Below are 16,441 nucleotides of genomic sequence, written 5' to 3' on the forward strand. Positions count from 1 at the left end.
ATTATGATAAGCATTGACCCCAAAAGCATTGATACTGTAAAATTGCAAGGATATTTGCAAAGCTCTGTAGGGCCAAGGCCTATTGCTTTTGCTAGTACAATTGGAGCAAGCGGAATTCCAAATTTATCGCCTTTCAGTTTTTTCAATGTATTTAGCGCTAATCCTCCAATACTTATTTTTTCGCCGGCAAGACGTGTCCGGGACAACACAATTAAGCATACTTTAATCAATGCCGAATCAAATGGTGAAGTTGTAATCAACGTAGTGAATTATGACATGGTACAGCAGACTTCTCTTGCTAGTACAGAATATGCCGAAGGTGTTGATGAGTTTATAAAAGCGGGGTTTACCCCAGTTCCATCTGAGGCAGTAAAACCTTTTCGGGTAAAAGAATCGCCAGTTCAGTTTGAATGCAAAGTGACACAGATAATTCCCTTAGGCTCGGAGGGCGGAGCAGGAAACTTAGTCCTTTGCGAGGTGCTTCGTATTCATATCAGCGAAACGGTTCTTAATGAGGACGGAACAATCGATCAGCATAAAATTGATCTGGTTTCCCGATTGGGAGCTAATTGGTATTCCCGTTCCAATCAAGGACTGTTTGAAGTGCCCAAACCTCTCACGACCTTGGGTGTTGGAGTAGATGCAATCCCCGATTTTGTAAAAAACAGCCCCGTTTTTGACGGAAATGATTTAGGAATGCTCGGTAATATTGAAGCCTTGCCTGCTACTGAAGAAGTTAGTATATTTGTAAAGCAAAATTTTGCTATAAAAGCAGTTTTAAGCTCTGATGACCTTGAAAAACAGCACTTGGAAGCCAAAAAATATCTTTTAAGGAATGATGTAGTTGCAGCTTGGAAAGTGCTTTTAGCCAAAAAAATAAAATCAAAGTAACAATAATTAAATAAAAAGAAGATGGAAGTAATAGGAAAAATTAAAGTTGTAAATCCAGAACAGCAAGTTAGTGCGTCGTTCAAAAAAAGAGAATTGGTTGTTACTACAGATGAGCAATATCCACAGCATATTTTGATTGAATTTACTCAAGACAAGTGCGATTTGCTAAGCAATTATAATATTGGGGAAGCCGTAAAAGTTTCTATTAATTTAAGAGGAAGAGAATGGGTTAATCCACAAGGAGAAACAAGATATTTTAATAGTATTCAAGGCTGGAGAATTGAAAGATTAGCTGCCGAAGCACCAGCGCAGCAAGCACCTCCAATGCCAGCCGCTCAAGCTTTTGCGCCAGCTGTTAACTTAAACGAAGAAGAAGCAGACGATTTGCCATTCTAAAAATAGAGCAAAGAGATCAGAATAAAGAATTTAGAAAATGAGTTTAGCAATAAATCTTATTTTTTAAATTCTTTTTTATTTTTTGAAATTGCCAGTGCCATTGATTTTTGAAATTGAAATGTATTACCTATCGTCCGATTTATTTTTTCCGCCAGTGTCCCACGCCAATCATGATGGGATTCTCGCCATTGGGGGTGATTTGTCTCCTGAGCGTTTGCAGTTGGCTTATCAAAGCGGGATTTTTCCTTGGTTCAATGAAGGCGAGCCTATTATTTGGTGGTCGCCCAATCCCCGGATGGTATTGTTTCTGGATGATTTGATTGTCTCCAAAAGCATGCGAAATGTTCTCAATCGAAATATCTTCAAGGTGACTTTTAATCAGAATTTCAGGGAGGTTATTTCCAACTGCCAGCAAGTAAAACGCGATGGACAGACAGGAACCTGGATTACTAATGAAATGATCGAAGCCTATTGCAGACTCAATGAATTAGGATTGGCAAAATCTGTCGAAGTCTGGCAAGACAATCAGCTAGTGGGTGGATTGTACGGAATCGATTTGGGACATGTTTTCTGTGGAGAAAGTATGTTTTCGCTGGTTTCCAATGCGTCCAAAGTGGCGTTTATCGCTTTGGTAAATCAACTTAAAAAAGACAATTACAGTCTGTTGGATTGCCAGGTTTACAATGAACATCTCGAGAGTTTGGGCTGCAGGGAAATTGAGCGGGAAGATTTTATGGAGATACTGAATAAATAAATCTCGCAAAGGCGCTAAGACGCGAAGAAATAGATTACAGGCTTTGCGTCTTGGCATCTTTGCGAGGGAAAATTAAAGTTTATCTTGATGAGAATCACTCTTACTGTGACTGAAAACTAAAACTTAAGTTTCCTAAAACCCCAATTCAAAGTACTGAACAATACCAATTCATTTTTTAATGCAGGCAGATCCATTATCAGTTTCAAAGTTTCGTGAGCCATCATAGTTCCAATGATTCCGGGTAATGTGCCTAATACACCATTCAAACTGCAGTTGGGTACGTCTTTCGGATTGGGCGGTTCTGGAAATAAATCCCGAAGATTTTTGCTGCCTTTATGGTTAAAAACGGCGAATTGTCCCTCAAAACCTAAAATGCTTCCGTAAACCAATGTTTTTCCTAAAGTAACGCAGGTATCATTTACTAAATAGCGAGTAGCAAAATTATCGCAACCATCTACAACTACATCAAAATTCTGAATAATTTGAGCAGCATTTTCAGCAGTTAGTTTTTCTTCAAAAGATATAATAGTAACCAATGGATTTATAACTTCCAGTGTTTCTTTTGCCGTTTTGGCTTTGTTTAGTCCCACTTGATTTTCGGTATATAAAATTTGTCGGTGCAGGTTATGGATTTCGATTTTGTCAAAATCAACAATACCGATGGTTCCTACTCCTGCAGGTACAAGATATTGCAGAATGGGACAGCCCAAACCGCCGGCACCAATGACCAAAACCTTGGCATTTTTGAGTTTTTCCTGACCTTCGTCACCTATTTCAGGCAGCATCATCTGGCGGTTGTATCTTAAATATTCTTGAACGACACTCATAGGGTTTTAGATTTCTGATTAACGATTTTAGATTGAAGAAATTTTTGCTTCATTTGCCTGTTATTGTTCGATTTTATTTGATAATAAATAGAATTGTAGATTTTTTGCGTCAAATCAGAAATCTAAAATCTAGAATCTGCATTCTGAAATCTAAAAGTTCTGTCCCAGTCTTTCCAAACCGGTTCGTATCCTTTATTACTGATTATTTGGGCAATTTCTTGAGCTGAGCGCTCATCACTAATTTCAAACTGTTCCAATGACTGCGGATCAACGACATAGCCACCCGGATTGGTTTTTGATCCTGCACTCATACTTGTTGTGCCAAGCGGAATAATATTGTTTCTGAAAATTTCGTTTTCTCGTGTCGAAATTGATATCTCCAAATCTTCATTCCACAAGCGGTAAGCACAGATTAACTGGGTCAAATCTTTATCTGTCATAATAAAATTGGGTTCGATGATGCCTTCAGCAGGACGCAGTCGCGGAAACGAAACCGAATATTTGGTCTGCCAATAGGTTTTCTGCAGATAATCTAAATGCAGGGCATTGAAAAAACTATCCGTCCGCCAATCTTCCAGCCCCAATAAAACACCTAAGCCTATTTTATGAATGCCGGCTTTCCCGATTCGGTCGGGTGTGTCCAAACGAAAGTCAAAATTGGATTTTTTGCCTTTGGTATGGTATTTTTTATAGACTTCCTGATGGTAGGTTTCCTGATAGATCAAAACCGAATATACTCCAGCTTCGTGCAGTTTTTGATATTCTTCGGCCGAAAGAGGCTGTACTTCGACTGAAATGGTGGAGAACTGTTCTTTTATCTGATCAATTGCATTGAGAAAATAATTGATATTTACAGTGTAATTGGCTTCGCCGGTAACCAATAATACGTGGTCAAAACCCGTTGATTTCAGTGCTTCCACTTCCAGTTTTATCTCCGAATCGGTTAATGTTTTGCGTTTGATTTTATTGTCTAAGCTGAAACCGCAATAGGTGCAGATGTTTTGGCATTCATTGCTCAAATACAAAGGCGCATACATCTGGATGGTTTTTCCAAAACGTTTTTTGGTCAATTCATGGCATTCCTGTGCCATTTGTTCCAAATAAGTTGTTGCCGCAGGCGAAATCAAAGCTAAGAAGTCGTCTAGATTTCTTCTGCTTTTTGCAATGGCCTGTTCCACTTGTTTGGCAGTGGTTTGGTATATTTTGGTTTGAATGGTATCCCAATTATACTGTTCAAAAACCGATTTGAATGTGTTCATTTTTGTGTCGTTTATTCGCTAAATAGATCATGGTTTTTTTGCACGCAGATTTTGCAGATTTACGCAGATTTTTTTATTGATTTCTATATGTGCCTATCGATTAATTTTATCTTTATTCAGTTAAATCTTATTTGCAATTCTTTTAATGTCGTTTAAAATGTTAACTGTGTTGAAATTGACTAATATTCCTAGTTTTTTATTTGTTAGTTTTAAATAGTTTACCGTTTGTTTATAATGAATTGATGCTAAATTTTCGACAGATTTTAATTCAATAATTACTTTGTCTTCTACTAATAAATCAATTTTGAACCCAACATCTAATATGATTTCATCATATGGAATTGTAATTTCAACTTGTCTTTCTACTTTTAAATCAATCTTTGTCAGTTCATAATATAAAGCACTTTCATAGACAGATTCAAATAGACCTGGACCTAGTGTGTTATATACTTTGAAAATAGCCCCTCTTATTTTGAACGATAAATCATTTTCAGTCATTTTGTATAGATTTAAAATTTGAATCAAATAAAAGTAAATTTTTTATTACAAAATATTAAATTTAAAATAATTAAAGATAGACACGTAGATTTTTTAATTTTTATCTGCGTAAATCTGCAAAATTTGCGTGCCAATAAAAAAATCACTCATATAAAAAAGCCGTCAAAGGACTCGAAGCTATCGCATGTTTATATTGTTGCCCCAGTTTTGCTTCAAAAGCTTTTCTTCCTGCAATAACCGCTTCCTTAAAAGCTTCTGCCATTAGTTTTGGATTTCCTGCAACCGCAATCGCAGTATTTACCAAAACTGCATCCGCACCCATTTCCATTGCTTTAGCAGCATCAGATGGAGCGCCAATTCCAGCATCAATGATTACAGGAACATTACTTTGTTCGATAATAATTTCTAAAAAATCGATGGTTTTTAATCCTTTGTTGCTTCCAATTGGCGAACCCAAAGGCATTACAGCTGATGTTCCGGCATCTTCCAAGCGTTTGCATAAAACCGGATCGGCGTGAATGTAGGGCAGAACGATGAATCCCAATTTTGCCAATTCTTCAGTCGCTTTAAGGGTTTCGATTGGGTCGGGCATCAGGTATTTTGGATCAGGATGAATTTCGAGTTTCAGCCAATTGGTCTCTAATGCTTCTCTCGCCAATTGAGCCGCAAAAATGGCTTCTTTGGCATTTCTAGCACCAGAAGTATTCGGCAGTAAATTAATCTGCGGATGCTGTAGATGTGCAAGAATTGCATCTGTTTCGGTTTCTAAATCGATACGTTTCAAAGCCACAGTAACCAATTCGCTTTCTGATGCCAAAATGGCTTCTTCCATTTGCTGATTGGAACCAAATTTTCCGGTTCCCAAAAACAGTCTGGATTGCAATGTTTTATCTCCTATTTTAAATAATGACGTTGCCATATAATTTTTCGTTAAGTTCTGTAATGAGTTTGCTTTTTTGATCGCTTTTGGTGATAATGCCCGAAATAGCGATACCGTGAATTCCAGTCTGTACTAGTTCTTCCACATTTTCAAGTGTAATGCCTCCAATGGCATAAATCGGTATTTCAATTCCTGTATCTTTCATTTTGTCAATGATGGAGCGGTAACCTTCAAGACCGAGTATCGGACTCAAATTACTTTTGGTTTTGGTAAATTGAAATGGTCCCAGACCAATATAGTCACAATCATTATTTACTTGTTTTACAATGTCTTCAAAAGTGTTTGCCGTGGCACCAATAATTTTGGTTTTGCCCAATATGGCTCTGGCTTCTTCAACTCCCATATCGGAAAGTCCCAAATGTATGCCGTCAGCATTGAATTGTTTGGCCAGATGAACATCGTCGTTGATGATGAAATTAGCGAGGTATTCTTCGCATAAAAATTTTACAGATTCGGCCAAGGCAAAAGCTTTTTTGGGCTTCTGATTTTTAAATCGCATTTGAATCCAATCGCATCCGTTGTCCAGTGCCTGATGAATATTGTACAATTGTTCTTCGACGGTGTCTCCTTGAGAGATATATTGCAGTTTGTTATACATAATGAAATCCTAGTTTAGCTGGGGTTGATAATAAATAGTTTTCGGTATATATTTTGGCATTTTGACATGCTGTTTCTAAGTTTTGTTCCAATGCAATGCTGGCGGTTATTGCTGAAGATAATACACAGCCCGATCCATGTTTTTCATAACATTCAATAGTTTTGGGTAAAAGCTGACGAACTTCATTGTCAGTGTAGAGGTAGTCAACGCCCATTTCATTTGGATTGTGCCCTCCCTTTAATAAAACCGAGCAGATGATGTCTTCATTTGACTCTCTTCCTATGGGAGACAATGAATTGATGAAACAGGAGAGAGGCGAGAAGTTTGGGAAAATGATTTTAATCTCATCGTAATTTGGTGTAATTAAATCAACCTGATTTAGAATTTCATTCAAATCCTGACGATTCCCAATAGTTGTAAAATCAAAATTAGTAGAGGATTTTAAAACGGTATCCCAGACAATTTTTGTTTTTGGCGAAAGTCTTTTGATGGCAAAAACAATTTCTTTCAAATACTCCAATGAAGGCACAATTCCTATTTTAACTGCCTCAATAGTGTAGCTCCCGAAAAGTTTGTCCAATGAATTCAAAACAAAAGACAAGTCTGTCCATTGTATTTCATAAAAAGCATTTTCGGTCTGAATGGTGTTTCCTATATTGATTGCAAAACCATACACTTTGTGCTGCTCAAAGGTTTTGATGTCTGCCAAAACTCCTGCACCGCCTGATGGATCGAATCCTGCAATGGTTAAAACGAATGGACGATTTTCTGACATGATTTAAAATTTCCGATTGGATTATTCTGATTCCAAATGGCTCCTAATAGGACTGCATCATCAAACTCATTTTCTAATGTTTGTTTGATGTTTTTGGATTCTATTCCGCCCAAAGCGATGAGTTTTGTGGCGTAGTTAGTTCTGTTTTTAACGGCTTCGAATAAATCAGTTTTTGAAGAATAATTTGTCTTCGAAATACTTGGAAAAACAGGACTCAAAAAAGCATATTCAAAAACGTTTTCCAAAGCATTGAAATCCTCTATCGAATGGACCGAGGCTGATAAATGAAATCCTTTTGTTCTGCAGGTTTCCAAAGCTGATCTGTCTATCTTTTTTCTTTCGCTTTCGCTAAAGTGAATTCGATTGATGCCAAATACTGAAGCCAATTGATGATGATTGTGCAAAACCAATCGTTTTCTCAAATCCGATTTTATTTCCGTTATGAAAGTTATCATATCTTCTTCCGAAAAATTTGGCTTCCGAACATGAAGCAACTCCAATCCGTTCTCAAAAAGAGAATGAATAGTGCTGATTTCATTGGCTATCGGAATTGGATTTGTTATTACAATCATTATGCGGTGTATCAAGATGGGAGTATTAAGTATTAAGATGTGCTGATAGTCTTAATACTTAATACTAAATTCTTAATTCTAAATATAGATTTCTTTTCCTTGTTCAATAAACTCTTCCGATTTGGCTGCCATTCCTTTCTCAGCTTCGGCAACATCACGGATTTCCTGTGAGATTTTCATTGAGCAGAATTTTGGTCCGCACATTGAGCAGAAGTGAGCCACTTTGGCGCCATCAGCAGGCAAAGTCTCGTCGTGGAATTCACGAGCAGTATCCGGATCCAACGCTAAATTGAATTGGTCTTCCCAACGGAATTCAAAACGTGCTTTACTCAATGCATTGTCACGGTATTGCGCTCCCGGATGACCTTTGGCCAAATCGGCGGCGTGAGCGGCAATTTTATAAGTGATAACACCGTCTTTTACATCTTTTTTGTTTGGTAAACCAAGGTGTTCCTTTGGTGTTACATAACAAAGCATTGCACAGCCATACCAGCCAATCATTGCGGCACCAATAGCCGAAGTAATATGGTCGTAACCTGGTGCAATATCTGTAGTTAATGGACCTAAAGTATAGAATGGAGCTTCATCGCAATGTTCCAATTGTTTGTCCATGTTTTCCTTGATCATGTGCATTGGAACGTGACCTGGACCTTCGATAAATGTCTGTACATCGTGTTTCCAAGCGATTTTGGTTAATTCCCCAAGAGTTTCCAATTCGGCGAATTGTGCGGCGTCATTGGCATCAGCGATAGAACCTGGACGCAAACCATCTCCAAGTGAAAAGGCTACGTCGTATTGTTTCATGATTTCGCAAATTTCTTCGAAATGGGTGTATAAGAAGTTTTCTTTATGGTGAAACAAACACCATTTTGCCATAATCGAACCTCCACGAGAAACGATTCCGGTAACACGATTAGCTGTTAAATGGATGTAACGTAATAAAACTCCGGCGTGAATCGTGAAATACGACACCCCTTGTTCGGCTTGTTCGATTAAGGTGTCACGGAAAATTTCCCAAGTCAGATCTTCGGCGATTCCGTTTACTTTTTCCAAGGCTTGGTAAATTGGCACTGTTCCGATTGGCACTGGAGAGTTACGGATAATCCATTCTCTGGTTTCGTGAATGTTTTTTCCGGTTGATAAGTCCATAATGGTGTCAGCTCCCCAACGGCAAGCCCAAACCGCTTTTTCAACTTCTTCTTCAATGCTGGAAGTAACCGCACTGTTTCCGATGTTGGCATTTATTTTTACCAAGAAATTGCGCCCAACAATCATTGGTTCGCTTTCAGGGTGGTTGATGTTGTTTGGAATAATGGCACGACCTCTGGCTACCTCACTACGAACAAATTCGGCAGTGATTTTCGATTTTGGAGTATTAGCTCCAAAACTATGACCTGCGTGTTGGCATTGCATGGCTTTGGTTTGTTCATTTAATTGCTCGATGCGTTGGTTTTCACGAATGGCGATGTATTCCATTTCGGGAGTGATGATTCCTTGTTTGGCGTAATACAATTGGGAAACGTTGGCTCCTTTTTTGGCACGCATTGGTTTGTGCAAATACTCAAAACGTAAATGATTTAATTTTTCGTCGTTTAAACGTGATTTACCGTATTCTGAAGTAATCTCAGTTAGTTCTTCTACATCGTTACGGTCTAGAATCCATTGTTCGCGGATTCGTGGCAATCCTTTACGAACATCAATGTTGATGTTTGGATCGGTATATGGTCCGGAAGTATCGTAAACGGTTACAGGTGGATTTTTTTCGATTCTACCGTTGGAAATTTTAGTATCCGAAAGTGAAATTTCACGCATCGCTACTTTGATTGGGTGGATTTCTCCGTCGATATAGACTTTGGTAGAATTTGGAAAAGGTTGTCGGGATATTTTTTCTTCGTTGTTCATAGCTTAGTGTTTTTCCCCACCCCAACCCTCCCCAAAGGGGAGGAAGACTTTGTCGAATTTGAAGCCGAAATTGGAGTGGACATTGTTGAATAATTTTTTTTGTGATCGTTATTTCTTGTCTTGAAAATGAAAAGTTCTTGTATTGCAGAAACCGCGTGAGGGATGGAAGCCAATGTCATTAAGTTAAGCTTTATTTCACTCTCGCAAAGACGCAGAGGCGCAAAGTTAAAATCGGATTCCTTTGCGTCTTAGCGTCTCTGCGAGAATTATATTTAGACAAATTTTAATAAGAAATCCTTAACTTAATGTCACGCCCCAATCATCCGCCTTGTGTGGCTGAAATGATTAGGATATCGTCGGTTTCTTGTATGAGGTGTGAATTCCAATCGGATTTTGGAATTACGGTGTTGTTGATGGCTAGGGCAATTCCGTTTTGTTTTTCGGGAATTTCCAAGTCAAGAAGTGCCTGTACAGTGAGACTGTCAAGTGCAAATTGTTTGATTTGATTGTTGATTTTGAGTTCCATTCCTTTTGAATTTAGTACATAATTATACTTTAGGAATGGCTACGGGTGTACGCAATGGTACATGGAAGTCATCTTACTTTTTCCTACGCTAATATGAACTAGATCAGGTTCGAGGGTAAAGTCTCAGCCTGCTTTTTTGCAGACACCCCTAAAGTGTGAAAGCAAATGTAGAGAAAAAAGTTTGAAACTTTAATCAATTAATTGATTAAAGTTGTTACAGTTGTAACTTGTGTTTTATGGGTTAAAACGGTTGTTTTGAGTTAGTTTCTCTTCCAACAGTCGGCTACGTGGTCATTGACCATGCCTGTTGCCTGCATGTGAGCATACACTACGGTGGAACCTACGAACTTGAATCCGCGCTTTTTTAAATCTTTGCTGATGGTGTCGGAAAGGGGAGTAGTCGCTTGAACTTCGCTTAAGTTTTTTCGGTTGTTTATAATGGACTTTCCATCGACAAAACCCCAAATGTATTTGGAGAAGCTTCCGAATTCCTCTTGAACTTTAATAAAGGCAATGGCGTTTGAAACAGCTGAACGAACTTTTAACTGATTGCGGATTATGCCTGTGTCTTGCAGTAAATCCTGAATTTTAGCTTCGGAATAATTAGCTATTTTTTTATAATCGAAATTATCAAAGGCTTTGCGGAAATTTTCTCTTTTGTTGAGTATGGTAATCCAGCTTAATCCGGCTTGGAAAGTTTCCAAAAGGAGGAATTCGAATAATTTGGTATCTTCATAAACAGGAACTCCCCATTCTTCGTCGTGATATTTTTTATATAAATCGCTGGATAAGCACCAGCCACATCTTTGAAGCTCCATTTTATTTATCCTTGTCTTTTCCTATTTGCCAATAATATCCTTTTACTGTTGGGATATAAGCAGCACGGCCTATTAAGACTAAATCAGAGTACATTTTCTTTTCGTATTTTATAGAGATTGCACCTCCTGAAGTGTACATCTTATTATCTTCGAATCGGACTTTTAGTCTTCCGTCTTTGAATTTTGCATCGGATATTTTTTCTACCAGCCAAGTTGATTTCCATTTTATATCCAGTTCATTGGGAGCAACTTTTGTAACGCTTTTGACTAATTTCATAGCTTCTTTAGGAATTTTGAACTTGCTTTCTAAATCTTCCTGCGTCATTGTTACACCCGTTTCACATTCGTTCAATATTTTTTTGATGTAAACAAAAGAGCGTTTTGCTGTTTTTGCTGGTGCAGTTTTAGCAGGAGCAGTTGCAGGTTCGGTTGTGTTTTCCGTAGCTAAAGGCTCTTCTTCTTTCCTCTTGTAATTTTGATTTCCTAAAATAGATTCTTTTATGGCTTCTATGCTGTCATTAGGACTCTGTAATGCTGTATTTTTTTCTTGCGGAGTGATGCTGTCACTGGCAGCTGTTGACTTTGGTTCAACTTGCTGCTGTTTGTCATTTATAATTGGAGCCTCTTCATTTTTTTCATTTTTGCCACAGCTAAAAAGCGTTGCAAGCAATAAGATAGTAACTGTTATTTTTAAATTTTTCATGATTTATTTTTTGGCGATACTGGAACAATTATTCAAAAATAATCTATTTTTTGAATCTAATAATATGCTTTTTTAAAAAATGTTTTTAAGACTTGGTCTAAATAGATAAGGCTGCCTTTTTAGGACAGCCTTATATTATTTTTCTAAAATTTATAAAAAAAAATTAGAATAAGTTTATGTTAGTATATTTGTTTAACACCTTTTGCACTATCAAATACATAACTTACTAACCAGGCAATTTGACCTTGTTTTGCAAAGAAAATCTTTTTGTTCTGTATGTTAGGAATAACTTCAAGTGATGTTTCCAGAAGGTTGAATGCTGCAATTAAATATCTTTGCTGATAAGTTTTCAATACTTTTTGCATTTCAGCATTTGTTTCAGCATTAGTTACAAATCTTTGATAGTTGTTTTCTGCAATTGTTCTAATTGATAAAATATCATCGTATTGAATCTGCGTGAAATTTTCTTCCGCTTTTAATCCCGTTAACAAAGTGTAAAATGCCCAAGCAGCTCCACCAGAGATATAAACGTTGTTTTTGTCTTGCGATTCGGCACGGCTAGTGTACATTTTTTTGAAACTTTCTCTGATGGTAGGCAGATAGTCAAAAAGATTTTCATTGAATTCAAAAACAGTTTTTTGCTTACATTTTTTGTTAATGATTTCTGTCAATGTAACTGTACCTAAATCACAAGAGATAGGAAAAAATACTGAAGCACCATTAATGTCTTTTGCATATCCTCCTTTTGTATTTCCTCCTCCAATATCTATAATTACTGAGCTTAGGTAGTTTTTAGGTGGAATACAGCCTCTTAAAAGTAATTTTGCTTCAAGAGAAGATGAGATGATTTCAATTTTTTTATTAGTAAGAGTTTTGATTTTTACCACTAAATCATTAGTGTTATTAGCTAGACCAACCCCAGATGAAGCAACAATAAAAATATTTTTGTCTTCAATTTTATATTCGTTAAGCATTTTTTTGTAATTGTTGTAAACTACAGCACCTGCTTTTTCGATATCCTCGGCTAATAGAGCTCCTTCTATTCCAATACCTGCTGCGATACCAACATTTTCTGTCCAAAACTCCTTAACATCATAAGTGTTTCTTTTTAGGTTCTCTACATCAAGAACTGTCATTTTTATTCCTTTACTTCCTATTTCTATTCCGCCGTAGAGCTGCGCTTGTGTTGAATAGGAAAGCACAAGGCAAACTATTAGATAGTAGATTTTTTCTTTCATATTGTAATTTTTTTGGGGTTTCTTAGAAATGCAAATCTATATTAAAAATTGAATAATCCACTAATTTTGCGTTTTTTTTTAAAAAAAATATTTTTGTAAAATTTTTCTAATTGTTTTTAAATTGTTTTGCCAATGTTTAGAAAATGTTTTGTTTTTTAACGGTTTACTTGTTGGTTGATTCAAAAAAAAATCTATTTTTGCCTCGATGAACAAATTTTTTGCCCCAAAAAAAATATTATTATGATAAAAAAATACTTAGACAATTTTAAAGGTTTTCCAAAAGAGATTTGGATTCTAACATTAATAACATTTATTAACAGAGCTGGGACGATGGTTATTCCCTTTCTGTCAAAATACATGAAAGAAAATCTGGAGTTTACGTATAGCCAGATTGGCTGGGTAATGGTTTTCTTTGGGATGGGTTCTATTATTGGAACTTGGTTAAGTGGTAAACTATCGGATAAAATCGGCTTTTATAAAGTCATGGTATTTAGTTTGTTTGCCAGTGGTGTAGTTTTTATACTATTGCATTATGCGACTACTTTCGAAGAGCTTTGCGTTGGTATTCTGATTCTGACCAGTATTGCTGACATGTTTAGGCCTGCAATGCTAGTCTGCTTGAAGACATTTACTGAAAAAGAAGACAGAGCCCGTGCTTATTCTCTTACACGTGCAGCTATTAATTTAGGTTTTCTTTTCGGACCAGTATTAGGTGGTTTGATTATTATGCAATTGGGATATGAATATATATTTTATGTTGATGGTTTGACTTGTATATTGGCGATAATAGTTTTCATGGTTTTTGTGCAAGAGAAAAAGATACCTGTTAAGCTGCATAAACACCACGACAAACCTAAAGTTAAAGTTTCTGTAATGAAAGATAAGCCTTTTATGCTGCATTTGGCTATTTGTTTGATCACAGGAATGCTTTTCTTCCAAATATTTACTACTTTGCCTTTGTATCATAAAGAGAGGTTTAATATGACTGAATTTGATAGTGGCCTGCTGTTAAGTTTAAATGGTCTTCTGATTTTGCTTTTTGAGCTTCCTATAGTGAATTATGTAAGCAGAAATAAAATTAATAATCATAAAGTTATTTCTTTAGGGTTATTGCTGATGGCGACTAGTTTCTTATTGTTATTGATGCCGTTTGAAGCTGTTTTAGTTCCTATGATGTTCTTTATGACTTGCGGAGTGATGCTTACGTTCCCGTTTGCTAATTCATTTGCTATGGATAGATCGCATAGACAGGAAGGGAAATATATGGCGGCTTTTACAATGAGTTATAGTTTTGCTCATATATTAAGTGCTAAAACAGGTATGGAAATTATTCAGAATTCAGGTTACGAATCTAATTGGATTTTTATGACTGTTCTGGGAGTTGTTGGTACATTGCTTGTTTTTAGGCTTTCAAAAATGGTTGAGAAGGAAGAAGTAAAAAATGCAGCTATGGTTCCTGTAGAAGTAAATGATTAAGTTGATCCGTGTTCATTCTTTGAATGATTTAATAAAAAACTGATTACGTAAATAGTAAAGATATAATTTTAAAACAGCAGTGACCTTAGTTGGTTTACTGCTGTTTTTTTTTAATAGAATGTTAATGTTGCCAATAGTATTTGAGTAAGGCCGATTATTTTTTTTGATAGAGAATTTTATTGATTTGTAAAAAGTGATTCTGTAATGTGTTGAAAACCTTATGTTGATTCTCTTTGCTGACTTTTCTAATTAGTTTTTTTGTTCTAAAAAAGAAATAAAAAATCCCATCTTGAAGAACAAGATGGGATTCTATATGTAAACTATGAAATCCTTTAATTAAAATTTCGTTTGTTTAAACCAATAGGTTATATTATCCTAAGGTAACTCTTTTGAAACCAGTAATTTCAACATTGAATCCTTTAACATAATCGCCTACCTTTTTACTGTCATCTTTGATGAAGTTTTGGTCTAATAAAGCTTTTTCTTGATCCAAAGTAGTATTATCAGAGATAAAACGCTGAATTTTTCCAGGAATAATTTTGTCCCAGATTTGTTCTGGTTTGCCTTCAGCTTTTAATTCAGCTTTAGCATCTTCTTCAGCTTGTTTGATTACTTCTTCAGTTAATTGAGAGAAAGAAATGTATTTAGGAACATTTTTTAAAGTTTTTCCTAAACGTTTTGCCTCTTCATTTTCTTTTTCGATTATAGCAATACGAGCAGCAAGTTCAGATGCAACGAAAGCAGGATCAAAATCTTTGTAAGATAATGTGTCAGCTCCCATAGAAGCAACTTGCATAGAGATGTCTTTAGTTAAAACATCACCATTAGCAATTGGCGCAGAAATTGCAGTTAATGCAGCAATTTTGTTAACGTGAACATAAGATCCAACGAAAGCACCTTCTAAAATTTCAAAACCGCCGATTTCGATTTTTTCACCGATAACACCAGTTTGCTCGATTAATTTTTCAGCAACAGTAAGTCCGTTAAAATCGGAAGCTAAAAAATCTTCTTTAGAAGAGAAGTTGATTGCTTTTTCAACTAATTCTTTAGCTAGAGTTACGAAAGCTTCGTTCTTGCCTACGAAATCTGTCTCACAGTTTAAAGTCAGGATAGCTCCTTTAGTTTTGTCGGCATTAATAAAGGAAACAGCAGCTCCTTCAGAAGACTCACGGTCAGAACGGTTAGCTGCAACTTTTTGTCCTTTTTCTCTAAGGTTTTGTATCGCTTTATCGAAATCTCCATCAGCTTCAACTAAAGCTTTTTTACAGTCCATCATTCCGGCACCTGTAATTTGTCTTAATTTATTAACGTCTGCAGCAGTAATTGTTGCCATATTTTTTTTATTTTAAAGATTAAAAATTCTTTTAAAAGAAATTACGAATTACAAATTATGAATTACGCAATATTTACATAATTCTAAATTCATAATTCGTAATTATTTTGATTTATTCTTCAGTTGCTGGAGCTTCTTGAGCTTCTGCTGCTGGAGTTTCTGCTTCAGCGGCAACCTCAGCAGTATCAGCTTCTTTGTCAGATGTTCTGTTTGCAAGACCATCAACGATAGAAGCAGTTACTAATGATAAGATTTTCTCAATAGATTTTGAAGCATCATCATTTGCAGGGATAACATAATCTACCTCACGTGGGTCAGAATTGGTATCAACCATTGCGAAAACTGGAATGTTTAATTTTTGAGCTTCTTTTATTGCGATGTGTTCAGCTTTGATATCTACTACGAACAATGCTGCAGGAAGTCTAGACATATCTGCAATTGATCCTAAGTTTTTCTCTAATTTAGCACGAAGACGATCAACTTGCAAACGCTCTTTTTTAGATAGAGTGTTGAATGTTCCGTCTTTCTTCATTTTATCAATAGAAGACATTTTTTTAACTGCCTTTCTGATAGTTACAAAGTTAGTCAGCATTCCGCCAGGCCATCTTTCAGTGATGTAAGGCATGTTTGCAGCTTTTGCTTTATCAGCAACGATGTCTTTTGCTTGTTTTTTGGTAGCAACAAATAATATTTTTCTACCTGACGCAGCGATTTTTTTCAAAGCTTCATTTGCCTCTTCGATTTTTGCTGCAGTTTTATATAGGTTGATAATGTGGATACCATTACGCTCCATATAAATGTAAGGAGCCATGTTTGGATCCCATTTTCTAGTCATGTGTCCGAAATGAACACCTGCTTCTAGTAATTCTTTTACTTCTACTTTGTTTGACATTTTTTGTACTAGTTTACGTTCTGTTGAATTAGCAATGGTCCTT

Annotated in this window: 18 protein-coding genes and 1 riboswitch; of the genes, 4 read left to right on the forward strand and 14 right to left on the reverse strand. The window is 36.2% G+C overall.

Annotated features, from left to right (window positions below):
• Positions 1-3: 3 nt before the first annotated feature.
• From ABEG11_RS02120 to aat, 3 genes are all read left to right on the forward strand, one after another.
• Entirely contained in the window at positions 4-891 is an 888-nt protein-coding gene (locus tag ABEG11_RS02120) for a flavin reductase family protein (RefSeq protein WP_348822554.1), read from the forward strand.
• Positions 892-912: 21 nt separating this feature from the next.
• Positions 913-1,287 (forward strand): DUF3127 domain-containing protein, encoded by a 375-nt coding sequence (locus ABEG11_RS02125; protein WP_348822555.1) that lies wholly within the window; start codon positions 913-915, stop codon positions 1,285-1,287.
• A gap of 118 nt (positions 1,288-1,405) precedes the next feature.
• Positions 1,406-2,041 carry a leucyl/phenylalanyl-tRNA--protein transferase gene (aat, locus tag ABEG11_RS02130; protein WP_348822556.1) on the forward strand — a complete coding sequence of 212 codons (636 nt, stop codon included), beginning with the start codon at positions 1,406-1,408 and terminating at the stop codon, positions 2,039-2,041.
• Between the two features lie 116 nt (positions 2,042-2,157).
• Here the strand turns inward: aat and ABEG11_RS02135 are convergent, their stop codons facing one another.
• From ABEG11_RS02135 to ABEG11_RS02190, 12 genes are all read right to left on the reverse strand, one after another.
• Positions 2,158-2,868, reverse strand: a complete 711-nt coding sequence (locus ABEG11_RS02135) for a HesA/MoeB/ThiF family protein (RefSeq protein ID WP_348822557.1) — start codon at positions 2,866-2,868, stop codon at positions 2,158-2,160.
• Between the two features lie 122 nt (positions 2,869-2,990).
• Complete coding sequence (gene thiH / locus ABEG11_RS02140) at positions 2,991-4,127, reverse strand: 2-iminoacetate synthase ThiH (protein WP_348822558.1); 1,137 nt, start codon at positions 4,125-4,127, stop codon at positions 2,991-2,993.
• Positions 4,128-4,247: 120 nt separating this feature from the next.
• Positions 4,248-4,625 carry a GxxExxY protein gene (locus tag ABEG11_RS02145; RefSeq protein WP_348822559.1) on the reverse strand — a complete coding sequence of 126 codons (378 nt, stop codon included), beginning with the start codon at positions 4,623-4,625 and terminating at the stop codon, positions 4,248-4,250.
• Positions 4,626-4,767: 142 nt separating this feature from the next.
• Positions 4,768-5,544, reverse strand: a complete 777-nt coding sequence (locus ABEG11_RS02150; RefSeq protein ID WP_348822560.1) for a thiazole synthase — start codon at positions 5,542-5,544, stop codon at positions 4,768-4,770.
• Positions 5,525-6,163 (reverse strand): thiamine phosphate synthase, encoded by a 639-nt coding sequence (locus ABEG11_RS02155; RefSeq protein ID WP_348822561.1) that lies wholly within the window; start codon positions 6,161-6,163, stop codon positions 5,525-5,527. Before ABEG11_RS02155 ends, ABEG11_RS02150 begins: the two co-directional genes overlap by 20 nt.
• The gene (locus tag ABEG11_RS02160; RefSeq protein ID WP_348822562.1) at positions 6,156-6,938 is read right to left on the reverse strand and encodes a hydroxymethylpyrimidine/phosphomethylpyrimidine kinase; all 783 of its coding nucleotides are present in this window, start codon (positions 6,936-6,938) and stop codon (positions 6,156-6,158) included. The genes ABEG11_RS02155 and ABEG11_RS02160 overlap by 8 nt, the downstream gene beginning before the upstream one ends.
• Positions 6,911-7,510 carry a thiamine phosphate synthase gene (locus ABEG11_RS02165; protein WP_348822563.1) on the reverse strand — a complete coding sequence of 200 codons (600 nt, stop codon included), beginning with the start codon at positions 7,508-7,510 and terminating at the stop codon, positions 6,911-6,913. Before ABEG11_RS02165 ends, ABEG11_RS02160 begins: the two co-directional genes overlap by 28 nt.
• Before the next feature lie 78 nt (positions 7,511-7,588).
• Positions 7,589-9,412, reverse strand: coding sequence for a phosphomethylpyrimidine synthase ThiC (gene thiC / locus ABEG11_RS02170; protein WP_348822564.1), 1,824 nt, complete (start codon positions 9,410-9,412; stop codon positions 7,589-7,591).
• 319 nt (positions 9,413-9,731) lie between these two features.
• Entirely contained in the window at positions 9,732-9,938 is a 207-nt protein-coding gene (thiS, locus tag ABEG11_RS02175) for a sulfur carrier protein ThiS (RefSeq protein WP_194644001.1), read from the reverse strand.
• 63 nt (positions 9,939-10,001) lie between these two features.
• Positions 10,002-10,098: riboswitch (TPP riboswitch) on the reverse strand.
• Between the two features lie 100 nt (positions 10,099-10,198).
• On the reverse strand, positions 10,199-10,756 hold the full coding sequence (locus ABEG11_RS02180; RefSeq protein WP_348822565.1) for a DNA-3-methyladenine glycosylase I: 558 nt from the start codon (positions 10,754-10,756) through the stop codon (positions 10,199-10,201).
• A 1-nt stretch (position 10,757) separates the two neighbouring features.
• Positions 10,758-11,459 (reverse strand): hypothetical protein, encoded by a 702-nt coding sequence (locus ABEG11_RS02185; protein WP_348822566.1) that lies wholly within the window; start codon positions 11,457-11,459, stop codon positions 10,758-10,760.
• A 179-nt stretch (positions 11,460-11,638) separates the two neighbouring features.
• Positions 11,639-12,697 carry a Ppx/GppA phosphatase family protein gene (locus ABEG11_RS02190; protein ID WP_348822567.1) on the reverse strand — a complete coding sequence of 353 codons (1,059 nt, stop codon included), beginning with the start codon at positions 12,695-12,697 and terminating at the stop codon, positions 11,639-11,641.
• A gap of 240 nt (positions 12,698-12,937) precedes the next feature.
• Between ABEG11_RS02190 and ABEG11_RS02195 the strand changes: the two genes are divergently transcribed.
• Entirely contained in the window at positions 12,938-14,173 is a 1,236-nt protein-coding gene (locus ABEG11_RS02195) for an MFS transporter (RefSeq protein ID WP_348822568.1), read from the forward strand.
• Between the two features lie 370 nt (positions 14,174-14,543).
• On the opposite strand, the gene tsf is transcribed toward ABEG11_RS02195, so the two are convergent.
• A complete protein-coding gene (gene tsf, locus ABEG11_RS02200; protein WP_348822569.1) occupies positions 14,544-15,506 on the reverse strand; it encodes a translation elongation factor Ts in 963 nt (320 codons plus the stop codon).
• Between the two features lie 112 nt (positions 15,507-15,618).
• Positions 15,619-16,398: a 30S ribosomal protein S2 gene (gene rpsB / locus ABEG11_RS02205; RefSeq protein WP_348822570.1), complete on the reverse strand. Its 780-nt coding sequence runs from the start codon at positions 16,396-16,398 to the stop codon at positions 15,619-15,621.
• Positions 16,399-16,441: the final 43 nt, after the last annotated feature.

It is taken from the genome of Flavobacterium aestuarii (assembly GCF_040049115.1).
In the GTDB taxonomy this organism is placed as follows: domain Bacteria; phylum Bacteroidota; class Bacteroidia; order Flavobacteriales; family Flavobacteriaceae; genus Flavobacterium; species Flavobacterium aestuarii.

Coding starts and splice junctions, on each gene's coding strand:
- ABEG11_RS02120 (WP_348822554.1), top strand. CDS start 4: ATGATAAGCATTGACCCCAAAAGCATTGATACTGTAAAATTGCAAGGA.
- ABEG11_RS02125 (WP_348822555.1), top strand. CDS start 913: ATGGAAGTAATAGGAAAAATTAAAGTTGTAAATCCAGAACAGCAAGTT.
- aat (WP_348822556.1), top strand. CDS start 1,406: ATGTATTACCTATCGTCCGATTTATTTTTTCCGCCAGTGTCCCACGCC.
- ABEG11_RS02135 (WP_348822557.1), bottom strand. CDS start 2,868: ATGAGTGTCGTTCAAGAATATTTAAGATACAACCGCCAGATGATGCTG.
- thiH (WP_348822558.1), bottom strand. CDS start 4,127: ATGAACACATTCAAATCGGTTTTTGAACAGTATAATTGGGATACCATT.
- ABEG11_RS02145 (WP_348822559.1), bottom strand. CDS start 4,625: ATGACTGAAAATGATTTATCGTTCAAAATAAGAGGGGCTATTTTCAAA.
- ABEG11_RS02150 (WP_348822560.1), bottom strand. CDS start 5,544: ATGGCAACGTCATTATTTAAAATAGGAGATAAAACATTGCAATCCAGA.
- ABEG11_RS02155 (WP_348822561.1), bottom strand. CDS start 6,163: ATGTATAACAAACTGCAATATATCTCTCAAGGAGACACCGTCGAAGAA.
- ABEG11_RS02160 (WP_348822562.1), bottom strand. CDS start 6,938: ATGTCAGAAAATCGTCCATTCGTTTTAACCATTGCAGGATTCGATCCA.
- ABEG11_RS02165 (WP_348822563.1), bottom strand. CDS start 7,510: ATGATTGTAATAACAAATCCAATTCCGATAGCCAATGAAATCAGCACT.
- thiC (WP_348822564.1), bottom strand. CDS start 9,412: ATGAACAACGAAGAAAAAATATCCCGACAACCTTTTCCAAATTCTACC.
- thiS (WP_194644001.1), bottom strand. CDS start 9,938: ATGGAACTCAAAATCAACAATCAAATCAAACAATTTGCACTTGACAGT.
- ABEG11_RS02180 (WP_348822565.1), bottom strand. CDS start 10,756: ATGGAGCTTCAAAGATGTGGCTGGTGCTTATCCAGCGATTTATATAAA.
- ABEG11_RS02185 (WP_348822566.1), bottom strand. CDS start 11,459: ATGAAAAATTTAAAAATAACAGTTACTATCTTATTGCTTGCAACGCTT.
- ABEG11_RS02190 (WP_348822567.1), bottom strand. CDS start 12,697: ATGAAAGAAAAAATCTACTATCTAATAGTTTGCCTTGTGCTTTCCTAT.
- ABEG11_RS02195 (WP_348822568.1), top strand. CDS start 12,938: ATGATAAAAAAATACTTAGACAATTTTAAAGGTTTTCCAAAAGAGATT.
- tsf (WP_348822569.1), bottom strand. CDS start 15,506: ATGGCAACAATTACTGCTGCAGACGTTAATAAATTAAGACAAATTACA.
- rpsB (WP_348822570.1), bottom strand. CDS start 16,398: ATGTCAAACAAAGTAGAAGTAAAAGAATTACTAGAAGCAGGTGTTCAT.